Raw genomic sequence first — 19,578 nt, 5'->3', positions numbered from 1 at the left:
CGCATGAACGGAAAGACAAGCTACCTGGCGCTGCTGGCCGTGGGCGGGCTGATCCTGAGCCTGTCCGGCGTGGCCGTGGCTTTCAGCAGCATGGGCACCAGCGCCATGGGCTTTTACCGCATGCTGCTGGGCGGCCTGGGGCTGGCCGGCTTTGCCCTGTGGCGGGGCCTGCGCTGGCGCATGACGCGCCAGGCCCTGCTGTACGCCTGCCTGGCCGGCGCCGCGCTGGCGCTGGACCTGTACTGGTGGCACAAGAGCATACGCATGGTGGGGCCGGGCCTGGGCGCCATCCTGACCAACTGCCAGTCGTTCTTTCTGGCGGGGCTGGCCTGGGCGGTGTTCCGCGAGCGGATCACGGTCGTCTACTTCGTGGCGCTGGTGCTGGCGGCCACCGGCATCCTCATGGTGTCGGGTGCGGGCCTGCCCGTGGCCGCAGGCCCGGATTCGGCATCCGAGCACTGGCTGGGCGTGGCCCTGGGCCTGGCATCGGCTGCGGCCTATGCGCTGTGCGTGGTCTTCATCAAGAAGGGGCAGACCCCGCCGCACGCCACGCATCCGGCCGTCAACATGGCCGTGCTGTGCGCCGCCGCCGCGCCCTGCCTGCTGGCGGCCGCGTGGCTGGAGGGCGAATCGCTGGCCATTGCCGGCGCGGCCGATTTCGGCACGCTGCTGCTGTACGGCCTGCTGGTGCAGGGCGTGGCCTGGCTCATGGTGAGCACGGCCGTGCCGCATGTGAAGGCCTCGCTGGCCGGCCTCATCCTGCTGGCCGAGCCCATAGGCACCTATGCCATCGACGTGCTGTTCTTCACCGCCCGGCCCACGCCGATGGCGCTGGCCGGCATGGCGCTGACGCTGGCGGCCATCTATGCGGGATCGACCTATGGCGGAGCGCCCTCTGGCGGCGCGCCCTCCGACGGAGCGCCCGCAAGGCGCATGGCGAAGGCGCAAGGCTCCGGCCACTGACCACGGCGGTCAGTGGCCGGCCCGCTCGCTGCCTGTGCCGCTCACTTGGGCAGCAGCACCTTGTCGATCACGTGGATCACGCCGTTGGACTGGTAGACGTCGGGGATGGTCACCGTGGCCGTGCCGCCCTTTTCATCGGTCAGCATGATCTTGGAGCCGCTGGACTTGGCCACCAGCGTGCCGCCGCTGACGGTCTTGATGCTGGCCATGCCCTTGCCGTCCTTGATCATCTTGGACAGCGCCGCCGCATCCCACTTGCCGGCTACCACGTGGTAGGTCAGCACGGTGGTCAGCGTGCCCTTGTTCTCGGGCTTGAGCAGGGTGTCCACCGTGCCTGCGGGCAGGGCCTCGAAGGCGGCATTGGTGGGCGCGAACACGGTGAACGGACCCGGGCCCTTGAGCGTATCGACCAGGCCCGCCGCCTTGACGGCTGCGACCAGGGTGGTGTGGTCCTTGGAGTTGACGGCGTTGTCGATGATGTCCTTGGACGGCAGCATGGGTGCGCCGCCCACCATCACATCGGCCATGGCAGCCACGGAGGCAGCCGACATCACGATGGCCAGGCCGAACGAGGCCAGCTTGCGGGTGTTTTGAATCGAGATCATGGAATGCTCCTAGCGGGTTGATGACAAGCCGAACGATTCCGGCTGATCTGGATACGCAGCGCAGCGGGGTCTGGATTCAAAAAAAACGGCGATCGACGTCAAACACAAAAAGTTACACCCACTTTCAATTGCGGCACATCCAGACCTGCGCGGCCTGCGTACTGCCGGATAGCGGGGACGCATCCCATTCCCCTGGAGCAGGTGGCCACCTCTTCAGTGGAACGCGCTTTCGCCACACCCGTGTGCTTTCGGCCGGAGGCGCATTCTTCACGTTGACCGTTCGCGCCTGCCGCGAACCGAGAGGAACCATCATGTCTGACGAATCAGTGTTGATCGGGGTTTTGCAAAAACGTGCCAAGAAGCTGGAGGACAGGCGCCAGTTCTTCCGCAAGACCAGCGGCGTGGCCGTGGGCATGGCGGGCGGGGTGATCCTGTCCGCCTGCGGCGGCGGCGGAGGCGATGCGAATGCGCAGGCCAACGGGCCCACGGATGCGGAGATCCTGAACTTCGCCCTCAACCTGGAGTATCTGGAGTCGCAGTTCTATCACTACGCGGTGTTCGGCACCGGCCTGCCCGCCAACCTGCAGTCGGGCGTGGGCACGCAGGGCGCCATCACGGGCGGCCGTGCGGTGGCCTTCAAGGACCCCGTGGTGGCGCAGTACGCCAAGGAGATCGCCCAGGACGAGATCGCCCACGTGGCCTTCCTGCGAGCGGCGCTGGGCTCGGCCGCGGTGGCGCAGCCGCAGATCGACATCGGCGGAACCGACCCGAACGGCGCCTTCTCGGTGGCCGCGCGAGCGGCCGGGCTGGTGGGGGCGGGCACGGCCTTCGATCCCTATGCGAGTGACGAGAACTTCCTGCTGGGGGCCTTCATCTTCGAGGACGTGGGCGTCACCGCCTACAAGGGCGCATCGCCGCTGATCACCAACAAGACCTATCTGGAGGCAGCCGCCGGCATCCTGGCCGCCGAGGCCTACCACGCAGGTCTGGTGCGCACGGTACTGTACGCCAAGGGCCTGGCCACGCCCGCGCTGCGCACGGCGGCCGGCGCCATCTCGGATGCGCGCGACAGCCTGGATGGCTCCACCGACGTGGACCAGGGCATCACGGGGGACGCCACCACGTCCAACATCGTGCCGCTGGATTCCAACGGCATCGCTTTCAGCCGCTCGCCGGGCGACGTGCTGAACATCGTGTACCTGACCAAGGACACGGCGACCAAGGGCGGGTTCTTCCCGGCCGGCGTGAATGGCTCGCTGGTGATGAGCAGCGCCTACGCCTGACGCGGACCGCCCGCCTGCCCCGCGCCGGCCGGGGCAGGCGGGCTCCCCCGGGGCTGGCCCGAGACAAGCGTTCCCCTGCCAAGGAGTTGCCATGATGTCCCTTCTGCCTTCCTCATCCGCCCCCCGCACGCCGGCTCACACGCCGGCCCGCACGCCGCGGCGCCTGAAACCTGCCACCGTGGCGCGCCGCTGCGTGGGCAGCCTGATTCTGCTGGCCGGCGCGGTCATCTTGACCGGAGATCTCGTGGCGCTGTGGCGCGGCGCAGGCACTGATGCCGCACCCGCCGCCGCAGCCATTGCGCCCGCCAGCGGCGTGGTGCCAACCGCCCGATAGGCATCCCCCCTGCAACCGCGTGCCCCTGCTGGCGGAAAGGCCCCCATGAACGACACCGTGCTTGCGGCAGAACAGGGCCGCTTCGGCGCCATCGAGCCGGACCACGGCCACGCGGGCACGCCCAGCCTGCCGCAGGTGCATCGCAGCATCGCCGTGCCGCGCGGCGACAGCCGCTCGGACAACGCGCGCCGCGTGCTGGCGTTTGCCGGGCCCGGCTACATGGTGGCCGTGGGCTACATGGACCCGGGCAACTGGGCCACCTCCATCGCGGGCGGCTCGCAGTTCGGCTACTCGCTGCTGGCGGTGATCTTTGCCTCCAACCTGATGGCCATGCTGTTCCAGGCGGCGGCCGTGCGCCTGGGCCTGGCCAGCGGGCGGGACCTGGCCCAGGCCTGCCGCGCGCAGTTTTCCCCGCGCATCAACCTGGTGCTGTGGTTCTTCTGCGAGATCGCCATCGTGGCCTGCAATCTGGCCGAGGTGCTGGGCATGGCCATCGGCCTGAACCTGCTGTTCGGCCTGCCGCTGGTGGCCGGGGTGTGCATCACGGTGGTGGATGTGATGCTGATCCTGGCGCTGCAAAGCCGGGGCTTTCGCTGCCTGGAGTCGGTGGTGATCGCCCTGGTGGCCGTGATCGGCCTGTGCTTTGCCGCCCAGCTGGTGTGGCTGCAGCCGCCCGTGGCGGCCGTGCTGCGCGGCCTGCTGCCGGGCATGGAGATCGTGGCCAATCCGCAGATGCTGTACCTGGCCGTGGGCATCGTGGGGGCCACGGTGATGCCGCACAACCTGTACCTGCATTCGTCCATCGTGCAGACACGCCGGCATGACACCACGCCCCAGGGCACGCGCCAGGCCATCCGCCTGGCCACGCTGGACTCCACGGTGGCGCTGGGGCTGGCGCTGTTCGTGAACGCCGCCATTTTGGTGGTGGCGGCCGGCGCGTTCAACCGGCCCGGCCAGGCGCCGGTGACCGAGCTGTCGGACGCCTACCACCTGCTGTCGCCGCTGCTGGGCGTGGGCATCGCCAGCGCGGTGTTCGGCGTGGCGCTGCTGGCCTCGGGGCTGAGTTCTTCGGTCACGGGCACGCTGGCCGGGCAGATCGTGATGGAAGGCTTCCTGCAGATCCGCCTGTCGCCTGCGCTGCGCGCCCTGCTGACACGCTGCATTGCCATCGTGCCCGCCGTGGTGGCCACCGCCTGGTACGGCAGCACCGGCGCCAGCGCCCTGTTGGTGTTCAGCCAGGTGGTGCTGAGCCTGCAATTGCCGTTTGCCATCGTGCCGCTGCTGCTGTTCACCACGCGGCGCAAGACGCTGGGCGAGCTGGCCTTTGGCCCCAGGATGTCGGCGGTGCTGTGGGGCTGCGCGGCCATGGTGGTGTCGCTGAACCTGTGGATGCTGCAGCGGCTGCTGACGGCCTGATCGCCCGAACCGGGCATGGCGCCACGCGGCGCCTTCATAGACGTTTTGCTTCTATCAAACGCCGCTCTTGTTCGTTGGTGGCTTGCCGCGAAGTTCTTAGATTGGTGCCTATAGCCACCAACCCGCGAATTCTCCGCAAGGACGACGACATGACAGCCCTCACTTTGGAAACCGCCTTGCCCCAGGCTCTGGAAGAGGCGCAGGAACACGCCCGCGCACAGGGGCTGGGCCACGCAGGCGGCGTGCACCCGCCCGTGGCCTGGGCGCTGGTGCAGGCCGGCCAGGCCGTGCTGGTCGATGTGCGCACGGCCGAGGAACGCAAGTTCGTCGGCCAGGTGCCCGACACCCTGCACGTGCCCTGGGCCACGGGCACGGCGCTGACGCGCAACCCGCGCTTTGCCCGCGAGCTGGAAGCGCGCCTGGCCCCGCACGGCGGCAAGGAGGCCGTGGCCCTGCTGCTGTGCCGCAGCGGCAAGCGCTCGGTGCTGGCGGCCCAGGCGGCCGCCCAGGCCGGATTCGCCCATGTGTTCAACGTGCTCGAAGGCTTCGAGGGCGAGATCGACGCGCGTCAGCAGCGCGGCAAAAACGACGGCTGGCGCTTCCACGGCCTGCCCTGGATTCAAGACTGAAGGAGCACGCAGATGGCCAGTTTCGACATTGCCGGACTCACCCAGAACCTGCATGCGGCGCGCCGCGAATGGCGCGAGGCCCACGGCCGCACCCAGGAGCCCGGGGCACGCGAGTTTCCCTCCCGCGACGCGCTTTCCACCCTCATCGACCAGCTCAAGGCAGCCCTGTTTCCCATGCGCCTGGGCCCGCACGACCTGCGCCAGGAAAGCGAGGACATCTTCGTGGCCCACCAGCTGGACTCGGCCCTGCATGCGCTGCTGGGCCAGATACGGCTGGAGCTGAGGCTGTCCGCGCCCCATACGGCAGCGGGCGCCGATGCCATGGCGCTGGACATCGCACGCGCCTTTGCCGAGTCCCTGCCCCAGATCCGCCGCCTGCTAGACAGCGATGTGCTGGCCGCCTTCCACGGCGATCCCGCCGCGCGCAGCGTGGACGAGGTGCTGCTGTGCTATCCGGGCGTGCTGGCCATGATCCACCACCGCCTGGCCCACCAGCTGTACCTGCTGGAGCAGCCGCTGCTGGCGCGCATCGTGGCCGAGCTGTCGCATGCGCAGACGGGCATCGACATCCACCCGGGCGCGAAGATCGGGCGGGGCTTTTTCATGGACCACGGCACGGGCGTGGTGATCGGCGAGACCGCGGTGATCGGCGAGCGCGTGCGGTTGTACCAGGCCGTCACCCTGGGCGCCAAGCGCTTTCCCACCGATGAGCACGGCCACCTGCGCAAGGGCCTGGCGCGCCATCCGGTGGTGGAGGACGACGTGGTCATCTACGCGGGCGCCACCATCCTGGGCCGCGTCACGCTGGGGCGCGGCGCCGTCATCGGCGGCAATGTCTGGGTGACCGAGGACGTGCCGCCCGGCGCCCATGTCACCCAGGCCCATGCGCGCGAGCACGCGCAGCAGCCCCGGGAGGTGGCCCTATGAGCACCCGTCTTGTCACCAGCTTCGGCATTGCCGTGCGCCAGGCGCGCGAGGCCCATGGCTGGTCGCAGGAGCGGCTGGCCGAGCACTCGGACCTGAACCGTTCCTACGTGGGAGAGATAGAGCGCGGCCGCGTCATCGCCTCGCTGCTGACCGTGGAGAAGCTGGCCGTCTCGCTGGGCGTGCAGCCCTCGGCCCTGGTGATGCGCGGCGAAACCGTGGCCCACGACCAGCTGGTGCGCGGCCTGCGGTTGGCGGCTATAGCATGTTGAAGACATGTGCGCGGGCCGGGACACTGGCCCTGTTTTCCCTCCTTCCCCTTCCCTTTTTCCTGAACTGATCACGGAGTCTGCACATGTCGGCAACAGTGGGCGGCACGACCGCGCTAGGCGACAACGCCGCGCGGCAACTGGCCAACGCAACCAAAACCGTTCCCCAGCTTTCGACCATCAGCCCGCGCTGGCTGACGCACCTGCTGCAATGGTCGCCGGTGGAGGCGGGCATCTACCGCCTCAACCGCGTCAAGAACCCGGAGGCCATCAAGGTCACCTGCACGGCCAAGCAGGAAGACAACCAGCTGCCGCGCACCTATGTGGACTACGAGGAGCAGCCGCGCGAGTACTTCCTCAACGCCGTCTCCACCATCCTGGATGTGCACACGCGCATCTCCGACCTCTACAGCAGCCCGCATGACCAGATCAAGGAACAGCTGCGCCTGACCATCGAGACCATCAAGGAGAACCAGGAAAGCGAGCTGATCAACAACCCCGACTACGGCCTGCTGGCCCAGGTCACGGACGAGCAGCGCATCTTCCCGCTGACCGGCGCGCCCACGCCCGACGACCTGGACGAGCTGCTGACCAAGGTCTGGAAGGAGCCCGCCTTCTTCCTGACCCATCCGCTGGCCATTGCCGCCTTCGGCCGCGAGGCCACGCGCCGCGGCACGCCGCCGCCCACGGTCAGCCTGTTCGGCTCGCAGTTCATCACCTGGCGCGGCATTCCGCTGATCCCCTCGGACAAGGTGCCCGTGGCCGATGGCAAGAGCAAGATCCTTCTGCTGCGCGTGGGCGACAAGCGCCAGGGCGTGGTCGGCCTGTACCAGCCCGGCCTGCCGGGCGAGCAGAGCCCGGGCCTGTCGGTGCGCTTCATGGGCATCAACAACCATGCCATCGCGTCCTACCTGATCTCGCTGTACTGCTCGCTGGCCGTGCTCACGCCCGACGCGCTGGCCGTGCTCGACGATGTCGAGATCGGCAAGTACCACGACTATCCCGACACCTACAAGTAAAGAGGCCGGGCGTTGACCGTGTCTGCAATCACCTCCGTGGCGCCCCAGGCGCCCTTCGACCCCGAGGCGCTGGCGCGCATGGCCAACGCCCTGTTCTCCGCCGCACCGGGATCGGCTCCTGCCCTGCCGGGTCTTGCGGGTCTTCCCGGCCTGCCTGCTGGCGTGCAGGCACCCGTGAACGTGGCGCCCCCGGGCTCGCCGCTGGCCAGCCCGGCAGGCCTGGGCCCCGGCGTGCCGGGCACGCCCATCCCGCAGGGCCTGGCGCCGGGCAGCAACCTGCTGCCGGCCTCGCCCGCGCCGCTGGCCTCGTTGGCCCACCGCGCGCCCGCGCTGCTGCCCCATGCCCAGGCCGGCAACGGCGTGCCCGACCATGTCGTGAGCGCCCTGCCCGCCTACGAGCCGCGCCTGGGATCGCAGGTGCTGGGCGTGCCCCAGCGCCAAGGCGATCCGCTGGATGCGCTGGCCGCGCTCCCGTTCACGGCACCTGCTGCACCTGCGGCGCCCGCCGTGCCGCGCATCGGCGGGCCCACCGAAGGGCCCGGCATTGCGTCCACCGTGCCTTCGGCCGAGCCGCGCTTTTACTTTGTCGATCCCGTGGTGCTGCCCGCCGGCTACACCACGCCGGCCCATCCGCTGCAGCGCCAGCAGGCTTCGCACGGGGCAAGGCATGGAGCGGCCAGCGTGCAGGCGCCCTTCGACGTGCATGCCGTGCGCCGGGACTTTCCCATCCTGTCAGAGCGCGTCAACGGCCGTCCGCTGGCCTGGCTGGACAACGCGGCCACCACGCACAAGCCGCGCGCGGTGATCGAGCGCATCCGCCACTTCTACGAACACGAGAACTCCAACATCCACCGCGCAGCCCATGAACTGGCCGCGCGCGCCACCGACGCCTACGAGGGCGCGCGCGAGCGCGTGCGCCGCTTCATCAACGCGCCCGACGTGAACGAGGTCATCTTCGTGCGCGGCACCACCGAGGCCATCAACCTGGTGGCCAAGAGCTGGGGCTGGCAGCATGTGGGCGAGGGCGACGAGATCATCGTCTCCCACCTGGAGCACCACGCCAACATCGTGCCCTGGCAGCAGCTGGCGGCCGCCAAGGGCGCGAAGATCCGCGTGATCCCGGTGGACGACTCGGGCCAGGTGCTCATCGATGAATACCGCAGGCTGCTGAACCCGCGCACCAAGATCGTCTCCGTCACCCAGGTCTCCAACGCGCTGGGCACGGTCGTGCCCGTGCGGCAGATCGTGGAGCTGGCCCACCAGGCGGGCGCCCGGGCTCTGGTCGATGGCGCGCAGTCGGTCTCGCACATGGCCGTGGACGTGCAGGCCATCGGCGCGGACTTCTTCGTGTTCTCGGGCCACAAGGTCTTCGGCCCCACGGGCATCGGCGTGGTCTGGGGACGGCGCGAGGTGCTGGAGGACATGCCGCCCTGGCAGGGCGGCGGCAACATGATCGCCGACGTGACCTTCGAGAAAACCGTCTACCAGCCCCTGCCCAACACCTTCGAGGCCGGCACCGGCAACATTGCCGACGCCGTGGGCCTGGGCGCCGCCATCGACTACGTGCAGGCCCTGGGCATGGAGCGCATCGCGCGCTACGAGCACGATCTGCTGCAGTACGGCACGCAGGCGCTGGCGCCCATCCCCGGCCTGCGCCTGATCGGCACGGCCGCCGACAAGGCCAGCGTGCTGTCCTTCGTGCTCAAGGGCTGGACCACGGCCGAGGTGGGCGAGGCGCTCAACGCCGAAGGCATCGCCGTGCGCACCGGCCACCACTGCGCCCAGCCCATCCTGCGGCGCTTCGGCGTGGAGACCACGGTGCGGCCCTCGCTGGCCTTCTACAACACCACCGAGGAAATCGACCGGCTGGCGGCCGTGGTGCAGGGGCTGGCGGCGCGCAGGCGGGGTTGAGCCACGGGCTCAGCCCAGGCGTCTTGCAAAGGCGTCGCCCGTGGTGGCCGTGCCCAGGCGGCCGCCCACGTCGTTGGCGCCGCTTGCGCCAGGTGTGCCGCAGGCCGGACCCGGTGGCAATGCCGCGCAACAGCAGCGCACGGAACACGGCATTGGAGTCATGAAAAAGCATTGCCAATATCAGAATGATCCTATGGATTTTCATCAATCATAGGAATAGACTTTGGAGCACGCCCATCAAACTCTCCTGCATCGTTTCCGGTTTCATTCATATGAAAAAAATCAGATATTTTCTCATTCCGGCAACGCTTTGCTTTTCTGTAAGCTCCATTTATGGAGGCATGTTTACCCCGGCAGCATCCATCATCCAATTACCGGAAAGCATCAACGTTCCCGCAGGAAATATCATGAATGGATCAGTGCTATGGGAATCGCCCATGGTCAAATCCACCCTCGACACAATTTCCTACAGTGTGCTTTCGGGGCCATCTTCAGAAATATGGCCCCAAATCATGAACGCCACTACGCTGGACGGCGATATCTACTCCACATCTTTGCGCGGAATAGGAATCCGTTGGCGTGCCATATGGAAAGCCAGGAATTTCCCCAATGGCAAAACCATGTCCATCACCACTACGTCCAACAATGCAGGAGCCACGGGATGGCAAAAGGATGATGTACATGAGCAAACCATATGGATGCAACTCATCAAGACAGGCGCCGTTCAATCGGGCACTTTCAGCGTCAGCAGCTATGCATCCGCCCGGTTTGACTGCAATAGCCTTTGCAATAGCTGGATCGTGATGGCGGCCGGCAGCACCGTGGTGCGCACAGGCGCCAGTTGCCGGGTGAAGACGAGCAACATCGCCGTGAAACTGCAGCGAGTCAACAGGTCACAGTTCAACGGGATAGGCGCTACCTCCGCGCCCCAGTCATTCGATCTGGAACTGATCTGCACCGGGGGCGAAGCCAATTCCACCCTGCGCCCGTTCGTCACGCTCACGGATGCCAACGATGCCGCCAACCGCTCCGATGTGCTGACGGTGACCGGAGGGGCTGCCGGCATCGGCATCCAGATCCGCAGCAGCGACAAGGTCATCAGCTACGGCGAGGACTCCGCCAACTTCGGCAATCCCAACCAGTGGCAGGCGGGCACCATCACCCCAAACACCAGCAACCACGTGATTCCATTGACGGCGCGCTATGTCCAGACCCAGCCCTCCGTCACCACAGGCCTGGCCAACGGACGGGCCACCTTCACGCTCAACTACCAGTGACCTACCAGTGACCTGCCAGTGACACGCTGGCTGCATTGCGGCTGTGCAGTCGCCCCCGCGCCGATCCTGCACTGCCGCACCCGGCTGCGCTCACTCGGCTCTGGCCCCCGACACCCGCACCTGCTCGGCCGCCACGGGCATCTGCTCGCGCACGAAGCGCCAGAACGCGTCCACGCCCATGGGCTTGACGGGCAGCGAGCCTTGGTCGATGAACTGCTTTTGCACCTCGGGATTGCGCAGCGCCGTGGCCAGTGCGCCGTTCAGGCGCTCCAGCGCCGCGCGCGGCGTGCCGGCCGGGGCAACCAGCCCGTACCAGGAGTCGGTGTAGAAGCCCTTGACGCCTGCTTCCTCGAACGTTGGCACATCGGGCAGGGCCGGCAGGCGCTGGCGCGAGGCCACGGCCAGGGCGCGCAGCTTGCCTGAGCGGATGAAGGGGATGGCACCCGTGGTGAGCACGAAGTCCACGCGGCCCGCCATCAGGTCGGTCATGGCCGGGGCCGTGCCCTTGTAGGGGATGTGGGTGACATCCACGCCCGTGAGCTGCTTGAAGCTGGCGCCGGCCAGGTGCTGGCTGGAGCCCACGCCGCCCGAGCCGTAGTTGAGCTGGCCCGGCCTGGCGCGCGCCGCCTCCAGCAGATCGTTGACCGAGCGCAGCGGCGAGGCCACGGGCACCAGCAGCACGCTGGGCGAGGTGGTGATCATGCCGATGGGCGCGAAGTCCTTGAGCGGGTCGTGGTTGAGCTTGGCGTAGAGCGCGGAGTTCAGGCCGTGCGAGGCCACGGTGGCCAGCATGATGGTGTTGCCATCGGGCCTTGCGCGGGCCGCCGCGTCACTGCCCAGGTTGCCGCCCGCGCCGGCCCGGTTGTCGATGGTGATGGGCTGGCCCAGGGCCTCGCTCATGCGCGTGGCCGCCAGCCGCGCCACGTTGTCGGAGGGGCCGCCCGCAGGCCAGCCCACGATGAGGGTGATGGGGCCTTGCGCCAGGGCCGGCAGGGCCAGGGCGCACAGGGCCAGCGCAGCCAGGCTGCGGCGCGGCAGACAGTGCATGGCGGTCGTCCTTGTGAATTCAAAGGTTGGCATGGGCATGGCCTTCAGGGCTTGCCGTCCTGCCAGGGCATCTCGGTCCAGAGCTTGCGAAAGCCGGCCTCGGTGCGCTCCAGCTCGGCCGCGTAGGCGGGCGGCGCCAGGTAGCGCAGCGGCGCGTACATGGCCTCGGCCTGCTGCCTGAACTGCGGGTCGGCCGCGATGGCGGCCACGGCATCGACCAGCTTTTTGCGCACGCCTTCGGGCAAGCCCTTGGGCGCGGCCAGGCCGCGCAGGGAGGCCAGCTCGATATCGATGCCCTGCTCCTTGAACGTAGGCACCTGCGGCGCCAGCGAGCTGCGCGCGGCCGACATCTGGCCCAGCAGGCGGATGGGAGTGCCGCCCTTCTGGTAGGCCAGCACCTCGCCCACGTTGATGGCGCCGATGGTGATCTGCTGGCCCGTGGCGGCGGCGCGCACCTCGCCCGCGCCCTTGTAGGGCACATGGGTGAGCTGCGTGCCGGTGGCCTTGGCGAACAGCAGCATGGCCAGGTGGTCGTCCGAGCCCGTGCCCGTGGTGCCCACGGTCACGGCACCGGGGTTGGCCCGGGCGTAGGCGGCCAGGCCGGCCAGCGTGGTGATGGCGTTGCTGTTGTGGATGGCAAAGCCGCCCGGGTCGTCCACCAGGTTGCCCAGCAGGTCGTACTGGCTCCAGTGGAAGCTGCTCTTGCGCTCGATGGGGATGGTCAGCACGTTGGGCGTGTTGATGAAGCCGATGGTGTAGCCATCCGGCTTGGCCCGCGCCAGTTCGCCAAAGCCGATGCCGCCGCCCGCGCCGGGGCGGTTGAGCACGACCACGCTGCCGCCCAGCTTCTTTTCCAGATGGCGGGCCAGCAGCCGCGCCACCAGGTCGGTGCCGCCGCCGGGCCCGTAGGCCACGATCATCTCGATGTTGCGCGAGGGATAGGGAGCCTCGCTCTGCGCCTGGGCCTGGGCCAGGGCCGGCAGCGCCATGCAGGCGGCGGCCAGGCCTGCGCACAATGCGCGCCTTGCTTGCTGTGTCATCTTTGTCTCCTGGGTCGCCTCTTGCAGTGGTCTGAGAGGCTTTTTAGTCATGGTGAAGGAAGCGGCTAACGGGATGGGGAAAAGGACGGGGAACGGGACGGGTCCAAGGCCCTGGCGATGCGCTCGCGCGCATGCGGCCAGACCTCGGGATTGACCAGGCGCGCGGGCCGCTGGCCATTGGCCAGCAGTTGCACGATCTGGGTGGCGGCCAGCTCGGCGTTGTTGCGCCGGGCCTCGTGCGTGACACCGGCGGTGTGGAAGGTGGCCACCACCTGGGGCAGGGCCAGCAGCGGATGGGAGGCGGGCGGCGGCTCCTGGTCCCAGACATCGAGCCCGGCGCCGGCCAGGTGGCCGCTGGCCAGGGCGGCGTGCAGGGCGGCCTCGTCATGGATACCGCCGCGCGCCGTGCTCACGAAAACGGCGCCCGGCCGCATGGCCGCAAAGGCAGCGGCGTCCATGAGCCCCAGCGTGGAGGCATCGCGCGGGCAGTGCAGGGAGACGATGTCCGCGCGCTGCAGCAGCTCGTCGAAACCGACGGCCTCGGCCCCGCGCGCCGCCAGGCCGGCTGCGTCATAGGCCGGGTCGCAGCCGATCACCTGCATGCCGAAGGCCCGGCCCAGGGCCGCGACGCGGCTGCCGGCCTCGCCCACGCCGACCAGGCCCAGGGTGCGGCCGCGCAGCTCGTGGCCCATGACGTCTTCCCGGCTGAAGCCCCTGGCCGGGGCGCGCAGCAGGCGGTCGGATTCGTTGATGCGGCGCAGCACGGACAGCATCAGGCCGATGGCCATCTCGGCCACCGAATCCGCGTTGCCGCCCGACTGGTTCATCACGGCCACGCCGGCGCGCGTGCAGGCCTCGATGTCGACGGTGTCGCAGCCCGATCCGCTGGAAGATACCGCCAGCAGATCGGGGCAGCGCGCCAGCAGATCCGCCGTGGCGAACCAGTGGCGCGGCAGCTCGTCCTTGGCGGCCGTGATCTGGTAGACCTGGGCGCCCGCCAGGGCCTGCCAGGCGGCGGCATCATCGCCCTCGCGCCGGCAGGTGAGCAGCTGCACACCGGGCGCGGCCGAGACGATGCGGTCAAAGGCCGCGTCCAGCCAGTAGTCGAAGCGGACAACGCGGCGATCCATCACAGCACCCCCTTGGCGGCCAGCGTGCGCACCACCCAGGAACGGTCGGCGCGGCCTGCGGCAATGGCGGCGAGCACATCGGCCTCGTCGCGCTGTATGGCCTCCACGCGGTCGGCAATGGCGGCGGCATCGGCGGCGGGCACGGCCAGCAGGCCGTCGCCGTCGCCCAGCACCAGGTCGCCCGGGTGGACGACCATGCCGTCGATGCTCACGGGCACGTGCAGCTCGCCGGGGCCGTCCTTGTAGGGGCCACGGTGCGAGACGCCGCGGGCATACACGGGCAGGCCGTGCTGGCCGATGGTGTCGCTGTCGCGGATCAGCCCGTCGATGACGATGCCTGCCGCGCCGCGCGCCATCATCAGCGCCAGCATGATCTCGCCAATGATGGCGTTGGGCCCGGCGCCGCCCGCGTCCACCACGATCACGTCGCCGGGGCCGCAGATGTCGATGGCCTGGTGCACCATGAGGTTGTCGCCGGGCCGCGTGCGCACGGTCAGCGCACGGCCCACCAGCGGCCCCTGGCGGCGATGGAAGGGCCGCAGCGCCGAGGTGCCCGTGGTGCGGCTCATGGCGTCGCTGACATTGGCGACCGGAAAGCCGCGGTAGCGCTGCAGCAGCGCATCGCCAAGGGCGGCCTCGGGCCGGGCGTGGATATGGAATCCGGGAATCTTGCTCACTGCTGTGTCTCCGTCTGTGTCTGTGTCTGTTGTCTGTGTCGATACCGTTGTCTTGCCGCTCAGAACGCATCCCAGGCCTGCGCATGGCGCACGCAGGCCGGCGTGACCTGGTCCAGGCGCGTGGCGCCCAGCATGGCCATGTCGCGCAGCACCTCCTCGCGCAGCAGGGCCATGGCGTGGGCCACGCCCGCAGGTCCGCCCACCGAGGCCGCGTAGTTGAAGGGCCGGCCCACGAACACGCAGCGCGCGCCCAGGGCCAGGGCCTTGAGCACGTCGGTGCCCCGGCGCACGCCGCTGTCCAGCATCACGGGCAGGCCGGGCACGGCGCGCACGATGCCGGGCAGCACGCGCAGCGGTGCCACGGCGCCATCGAGCTGGCGCCCGCCGTGGTTGGAGACGATGAGGCCGTCGGCGCCGTGGTCGCGCGCCAGCACGGCGTCTGCGGCCGAAAGAATGCCCTTGACCACGAGCTGCCCCTGCCAGCGCTGGCGGATGGCGGCCAGATGCGGCCAGGCCAGGTGGGAGCGGTCCGAGAAATCGCGCATCACGCTGGCCGACAGGATGGGCGCGCCCCGGTGCGCATAGTTGTTCTCGAAATGCGGCATGCCGTGCCGCCACAGGGTCTTGAGAAAGCTGCCGAACAGCCAGCGCGGGTGGCTGATGCCCTGCCAGGCCAGGCTTGGCCCGGGCCGCAGCGGCGTGGAAAAGCCGGCGCGCACATTGTTCTCGCGGTTGGCGGCCACGGGCGTGTCCACCGTGATCACCAGGGTCTGCACGCCGGCGGCGGCCACGCGGTCCAGCAGCGCATCGATCTGGCCCTGGTCGCCCGGCAGGTAGGCCTGGAACCATGTATGGGGCGCGGCCGCCATCACCTCCTCCAGCCGGATCAGCGAGGAGCCGCTCATGATGGCCGGCACGCCCGCCTGCTGTGCGGCCCGGGCCAGCACCAGATCGCCTCGGTAGGCCGACAGCGCGGCAATGCCCATGGGCGCCACGCCGAAGGGCGCGCCGTAGCGGCGCCCGAACAGCTCGAAGGAGGGGTCGCGCTGTGCCACGCCCACCAGCGCGCGCGGCACGAAGGCCAGCTCGGCAAAGGCGCGGCGGTTGTCCGCCAGCGAGGCGTTGTCCTCCACCGCGCCGCTGATGTAGGCATGGATGGGGCGCGGCAGATGGCGCCGCGCCAGCCGCTCGAAATCATCGAGCGACAGCACCTGGCGCAGGCGGCGCGGCGGCCGGGCAGGGGCTGGTGCAGCGGCTGCAGGAGCGGTGGTGGAGGGGACGGTGTTGGCAGGCATTGCCGGCCAATGTAGAAGCGCCAACCTGCAAAGAAAAGCGAAATAAATAGGAATCGATATTTCGATTTTGGAAGAATGTCACCATGACCCTCAAACAGCTCGAAGCCTTCTACTGGGCCGCCACCTGCCTGAACTTCAGCGTGGCCGCCGACCGCGTGCACCTGTCGGTCTCATCGCTGTCCAAGCGCATTGCGGAGCTGGAGGCCTCGCTGGGCGTGCAGCTGTTCGACCGCAGCGGCCGCGCCGCCGAACTCACGCCCCAGGGCGAGCAGCTGCTGCCGCGCATCCGCGAGCTGCTGCACGGCGCCGCCCAGCTTCGCGAGGCGGCGGGCCGCAGCGTGGGCCTGCAGGGCCGCTGCCGCATCGGCTTTGGCGAGCTCAGCGGCCTGACCTGGCTGCCCCGGCTGGTGCAGAAGGTGGCCGAGCTGCACCCCGACCTGCAGCTGGAGCCCCACACCGACATCGGCCAGGTGCTGGAGCAGCGCATCGTCGATGGCGAGCTGGACTGCGTGGTCATTGCCGGGCCATCATCGCGCAGCAGCCTGGCCTTCGAGCAGGTCGCCCAGGTGCGCTTCGTCTGGGCCGCCAGCGACGACTTCATCGCCCGCGCCGGCACCGGCCTGCCCCGGCGCCTGGTGCGCGAGCAACTGCTGATCGCCCTGCCCACCGGCTCGGGCGCCACGCGCACGCTGGACGACTGGCTGGGCCGCCACGGCCTGGCCGTGGAGCGGCGCCTTTCCTGCAACAGCTGGGGCGCCGTGGTGGGCATGGTGGTGGACGGGCTGGGCTTCACCTACATGCCCGAGCAATGGGCCCTGGCCCTGCAGCAACGCGGCCGCCTGCGCGTGCTGGACGGCAGCGCCGAGGCCGCAAAGCACAGCGCGCTGGCCCCGCTGACCTACACCGTGCAATGGCGCCGCGACGATGCCCGGCCGCTAATCACGGAAATGCGCGAGATCATCCGCAGCGTGATCGATTTCCCGGCGCCGCGCTGTTTGAGTTGAATATCACTGATTTCAGGGATATTCAAAATAGCAATCCTGTAGTATTTGAATGAACAATCAATATCAACAATAAACGACTTCAATGCATTGATAGGGCATTGTCAATTTCAAATATCAATCGATTCAGTTCCTTCCCTATGGGAACACTCATCTTTCGCATGAATTTCTTGGCATACTGAAAATCCTTTCTCAAAGAAATTTGACAATCCTTTGCAAAATCTGCCTATGATTTAACAACTCTTTTCTATTGTTCCCGACTGGAACTTCTGCGTTTCCAGTCGATTTCCATTCATGAGCACTGCGCCTGCCCATACCAGTCTCCGCAGCCCTCACGCCGAATCCTGCGGTGCGCTGGCGCTTCAACCCATTGGTTCCGGCGACGAAGCCGCTCTCCTGGCCATCTTCGCCTCCACACGCGAGCAGGAGCGCGAACAATTCGGCTGGCCCGAGGAGCAATGGAATGCCTTCATTCGCCAGCAGTTCATGGCGCAGCACACCCAGTATTCGACGGCCTACGCCAACCCCAGTTTCGATCTGGTGCTGCGCGATGGCGAGATAGCGGGCCGGCTGTATGTGGACCGCAGCCCGCAGGAAATCCGCGTGGTGGATATCGCCCTGCTTCCCAGGCACCGTCGCCAGGGCGTGGGGCGGCAGTTGCTGCAGGCTTTGACGGATGAGTCAGATGCCCTGGGCATTGACCTGGGCCTGCATGTGGAGAAGAACAACCCCATCCTCGGTCATTACCAGCGCCTGGGCTTTGTCACCGAGGCCGATCGCGGCGTGTACTGGTATATGCGCCGTGCGCCGCAGCCTGCGCGCATGCCCGGCCCTGAGGATTTCACCGGCCTGGTCGGCACCGATTTCGCGTTGCAGCTTCCCGGTGCCGCCCCCGTGGCGCTGCGCCTGGAAAAGGCCACGGTCACGCAGGGATTGCTGGCCTCGCGTTGCTCGCTGCGCTTCAAGGGGCCTGACATCGGCCGTCCGGCCCACGACACCTACCTGCTTTCCCACGAACGCCTGGGACGCTTTGCTCTTTTTCTGGGGCCCGTCGTGGATGCGGAGCCGGGGCAAACCAGCTACCAGGCACTCATCACACGCATGAACACGTCGATCAAGGAGGAGGAGACGCCATGAGCGAGGCATATATTGGAGAAATCCGTCTTTTTGCGGGCAACTATGCCCCCCAGAACTGGGCATTGTGCGACGGCAGGCTGATTGCCATCAGCGAGAACGACGCACTCTTCGCGCTGCTGGGTACCACCTATGGCGGCGACGGCGTCACCAACTTCGCACTGCCCAACCTGCAGGGCCGACTTCCTATTGGCCAAGGCCAGTTGCCGGGCGGGAGCAACCGCGTTCTGGGCCAGCACATGGGTGCGGAAGACGTAACGCTGAGCATCAGCCAGTTGCCCGGGCACACCCACCAGTTCTCGGTGGCTGGCGCCGCCAGCACCAGCAAGCCACAACAGCAGGTACCGGCAGCCGTCACGGGGTTCAACCTCTACGCCCCCTCACCCGCCACGACTGCCGCCACCCTGGGACCCAGCTCGATGCAGATCGTCGGCGGCGGGCAGCCGCACAACAACGTCATGCCCAGCCTGGTGCTGAGCTACATCATCTGCCTCTTCGGCATTTTCCCCAGCTTCGCATAGCACGGACAGGAGCACTTCATGGACCCTTTTCTCGGAGAGATCCGCGCATTCGCCTTTGGCCAGGTCCCAAGGGGCTGGCTGCTGTGCAACGGAGCGATTCTGCCGATCAGTACGAACCAGGCCTTGTTTGCGCTGCTGGGCACCCAATACGGCGGCAATGGCACCTCGAACTTCGCCCTGCCCGATCTGCGTGGTCGCGCGCCCATTGGATACGGCGGCGGCGTTGTGCTCGGCTTGATCGACGGCACGGAAAGCGTCACGCTGATCCCCAGCCAGATGCCCCTGCACACCCACCAGCTGCTGTCCAGCGCCGCGGTGGCCACCACCAATGTCCCCGGCGGCAATGTGATGGCCGAGGCCGCCAATGGCCTGTCTGCCTATGGCGCGCCCACCAATTCCTTCATGGCTGCCCCCGCCGTGAGCACCAGCGGCGGCAGCCAGCCTCACGAGAACATGCAGCCCTCGCTGGTCATCAACTGGTGCATCGCCAGCTCCGGGATCTTCCCGCCCCGCAACTGAACAAGCCTCCCCCCAAGGAAACATCCATATGGCAGATCCCTTCTACGGCGAGGTCCGCGCATTCGGCTTCTCCTTCGCCCCTGTCAACTGGGCCTTTTGCGCAGGCCAGACCATCCTGCTGCAGCAGAATCAGGCACTTTTTGCGGTCATCGGAAACCGGTTCGGCGGTAACGGAACCACCAATTTCATGCTGCCCAATCTGCAAGGCAGGGCCGCCATGGGCGCCGGCACGGGACCTGGACTGAGCCCCCGCGACATCGGTGAAACCATGGGCACAGCCACCGAAACGCTGACCATTGCGCAGATACCGCCGCATAGCCACGGCATCAGCGCCCAGGGGGCCGGCGCCACGACCGCCATCCCCAGCGGCAACTTGCTGGCGCAGGGCATGCAAGGCGTACCGCCCCGGGGCAGCGCCAGGCCCACCTATGCAGCGGGACCGGCCACTTCGGCCATGGCGCCGACAGCGCTGCTGCCCGTCGGCGGCAACCAGGCCCACAGCAATATGCAACCCGTTCTGGCGCTGAATTTCTGCATCTGCCTGTACGGCGAATTCCCCGTCAGGTCCTGACGTTCTTCCACCT

21 protein-coding genes are annotated in these 19,578 nt (G+C 68.0%); 15 read left to right on the top strand and 6 right to left on the bottom strand.

Features of this window, described 5'->3' with window-relative positions; genetic code table 11:
* Positions 1 to 3: 3 nt before the first annotated feature.
* Complete coding sequence (locus tag JHD82_RS18635; RefSeq protein ID WP_233174793.1) at positions 4 to 963, top strand: DMT family transporter; 960 nt, start codon at positions 4 to 6, stop codon at positions 961 to 963.
* Positions 964 to 1,004: 41 nt separating this feature from the next.
* On the opposite strand, the gene JHD82_RS18630 is transcribed toward JHD82_RS18635, so the two are convergent.
* Positions 1,005 to 1,568, bottom strand: a complete 564-nt coding sequence (locus JHD82_RS18630; RefSeq protein ID WP_012207581.1) for a fasciclin domain-containing protein — start codon at positions 1,566 to 1,568, stop codon at positions 1,005 to 1,007.
* Between the two features lie 311 nt (positions 1,569 to 1,879).
* Between JHD82_RS18630 and JHD82_RS18625 the strand changes: the two genes are divergently transcribed.
* The 9 genes from JHD82_RS18625 to JHD82_RS18585 all read left to right on the top strand — a co-directional run bounded on the left by JHD82_RS18625 (position 1,880) and on the right by JHD82_RS18585 (position 10,630).
* Positions 1,880 to 2,851, top strand: coding sequence for a ferritin-like domain-containing protein (locus tag JHD82_RS18625; RefSeq protein WP_012207582.1), 972 nt, complete (start codon positions 1,880 to 1,882; stop codon positions 2,849 to 2,851).
* A gap of 91 nt (positions 2,852 to 2,942) precedes the next feature.
* The gene (locus JHD82_RS18620; protein ID WP_192368338.1) at positions 2,943 to 3,185 is read left to right on the top strand and encodes a hypothetical protein; all 243 of its coding nucleotides are present in this window, start codon (positions 2,943 to 2,945) and stop codon (positions 3,183 to 3,185) included.
* A gap of 45 nt (positions 3,186 to 3,230) precedes the next feature.
* On the top strand, positions 3,231 to 4,601 hold the full coding sequence (locus tag JHD82_RS18615) for an Nramp family divalent metal transporter (RefSeq protein ID WP_199138037.1): 1,371 nt from the start codon (positions 3,231 to 3,233) through the stop codon (positions 4,599 to 4,601).
* A 149-nt stretch (positions 4,602 to 4,750) separates the two neighbouring features.
* Positions 4,751 to 5,230: a rhodanese-like domain-containing protein gene (locus tag JHD82_RS18610; protein ID WP_199138035.1), complete on the top strand. Its 480-nt coding sequence runs from the start codon at positions 4,751 to 4,753 to the stop codon at positions 5,228 to 5,230.
* Between the two features lie 12 nt (positions 5,231 to 5,242).
* Positions 5,243 to 6,157 (top strand): serine O-acetyltransferase EpsC, encoded by a 915-nt coding sequence (epsC, locus tag JHD82_RS18605; protein ID WP_012207586.1) that lies wholly within the window; start codon positions 5,243 to 5,245, stop codon positions 6,155 to 6,157.
* On the top strand, positions 6,154 to 6,426 hold the full coding sequence (locus JHD82_RS18600) for a helix-turn-helix transcriptional regulator (protein WP_012207587.1): 273 nt from the start codon (positions 6,154 to 6,156) through the stop codon (positions 6,424 to 6,426). The genes epsC and JHD82_RS18600 overlap by 4 nt, the downstream gene beginning before the upstream one ends.
* 83 nt (positions 6,427 to 6,509) lie before the next feature.
* Entirely contained in the window at positions 6,510 to 7,442 is a 933-nt protein-coding gene (locus tag JHD82_RS18595; RefSeq protein ID WP_013800566.1) for a family 2A encapsulin nanocompartment shell protein, read from the top strand.
* Positions 7,443 to 7,454: 12 nt separating this feature from the next.
* The gene (locus tag JHD82_RS18590; protein WP_199138033.1) at positions 7,455 to 9,353 is read left to right on the top strand and encodes a family 2A encapsulin nanocompartment cargo protein cysteine desulfurase; all 1,899 of its coding nucleotides are present in this window, start codon (positions 7,455 to 7,457) and stop codon (positions 9,351 to 9,353) included.
* A 272-nt stretch (positions 9,354 to 9,625) separates the two neighbouring features.
* Complete coding sequence (locus tag JHD82_RS18585) at positions 9,626 to 10,630, top strand: fimbrial protein (RefSeq protein WP_233174792.1); 1,005 nt, start codon at positions 9,626 to 9,628, stop codon at positions 10,628 to 10,630.
* A gap of 90 nt (positions 10,631 to 10,720) precedes the next feature.
* Here JHD82_RS18585 and JHD82_RS18580 read toward each other — a convergent pair whose 3' ends face one another.
* The 5 genes from JHD82_RS18580 to JHD82_RS18560 all read right to left on the bottom strand — a co-directional run bounded on the left by JHD82_RS18580 (position 10,721) and on the right by JHD82_RS18560 (position 15,819).
* The gene (locus JHD82_RS18580) at positions 10,721 to 11,677 is read right to left on the bottom strand and encodes a tripartite tricarboxylate transporter substrate binding protein (RefSeq protein WP_034363353.1); all 957 of its coding nucleotides are present in this window, start codon (positions 11,675 to 11,677) and stop codon (positions 10,721 to 10,723) included.
* 44 nt (positions 11,678 to 11,721) lie between these two features.
* Positions 11,722 to 12,717: a tripartite tricarboxylate transporter substrate binding protein gene (locus JHD82_RS18575; protein ID WP_063328435.1), complete on the bottom strand. Its 996-nt coding sequence runs from the start codon at positions 12,715 to 12,717 to the stop codon at positions 11,722 to 11,724.
* 65 nt (positions 12,718 to 12,782) lie between these two features.
* Entirely contained in the window at positions 12,783 to 13,847 is a 1,065-nt protein-coding gene (locus JHD82_RS18570; RefSeq protein WP_199138031.1) for a hydroxyacid dehydrogenase, read from the bottom strand.
* Complete coding sequence (locus JHD82_RS18565) at positions 13,847 to 14,524, bottom strand: RraA family protein (RefSeq protein ID WP_199138029.1); 678 nt, start codon at positions 14,522 to 14,524, stop codon at positions 13,847 to 13,849. The genes JHD82_RS18570 and JHD82_RS18565 overlap by 1 nt, the downstream gene beginning before the upstream one ends.
* Before the next feature lie 59 nt (positions 14,525 to 14,583).
* A complete protein-coding gene (locus tag JHD82_RS18560) occupies positions 14,584 to 15,819 on the bottom strand; it encodes an alpha-hydroxy acid oxidase (RefSeq protein ID WP_199138027.1) in 1,236 nt (411 codons plus the stop codon).
* 83 nt (positions 15,820 to 15,902) lie between these two features.
* On the opposite strand from JHD82_RS18560, the gene JHD82_RS18555 reads away from it, so the two are divergent.
* From JHD82_RS18555 to JHD82_RS18535, 5 genes are all read left to right on the top strand, one after another.
* Positions 15,903 to 16,823 (top strand): LysR family transcriptional regulator, encoded by a 921-nt coding sequence (locus JHD82_RS18555; protein WP_016452669.1) that lies wholly within the window; start codon positions 15,903 to 15,905, stop codon positions 16,821 to 16,823.
* 291 nt (positions 16,824 to 17,114) lie between these two features.
* Positions 17,115 to 17,957, top strand: a complete 843-nt coding sequence (locus JHD82_RS18550) for an N-acetyltransferase (RefSeq protein ID WP_199138025.1) — start codon at positions 17,115 to 17,117, stop codon at positions 17,955 to 17,957.
* Positions 17,954 to 18,475 carry a phage tail protein gene (locus JHD82_RS18545; protein WP_012207598.1) on the top strand — a complete coding sequence of 174 codons (522 nt, stop codon included), beginning with the start codon at positions 17,954 to 17,956 and terminating at the stop codon, positions 18,473 to 18,475. Before JHD82_RS18550 ends, JHD82_RS18545 begins: the two co-directional genes overlap by 4 nt.
* 18 nt (positions 18,476 to 18,493) lie before the next feature.
* Positions 18,494 to 18,994, top strand: a complete 501-nt coding sequence (locus tag JHD82_RS18540) for a phage tail protein (protein ID WP_012207599.1) — start codon at positions 18,494 to 18,496, stop codon at positions 18,992 to 18,994.
* A gap of 28 nt (positions 18,995 to 19,022) precedes the next feature.
* A complete protein-coding gene (locus JHD82_RS18535) occupies positions 19,023 to 19,565 on the top strand; it encodes a phage tail protein (protein WP_012207600.1) in 543 nt (180 codons plus the stop codon).
* The last annotated feature ends 13 nt before the right edge of the window (positions 19,566 to 19,578 follow it).

This window comes from Delftia sp. ASV31, from assembly GCF_016428765.1.
Taxonomy (GTDB): domain Bacteria; phylum Pseudomonadota; class Gammaproteobacteria; order Burkholderiales; family Burkholderiaceae_C; genus Comamonas; species Comamonas acidovorans.
The sequence above is the reverse complement of the archived record's forward strand: the minus strand, read 5'-3'. Positions and strand labels throughout refer to the sequence as shown.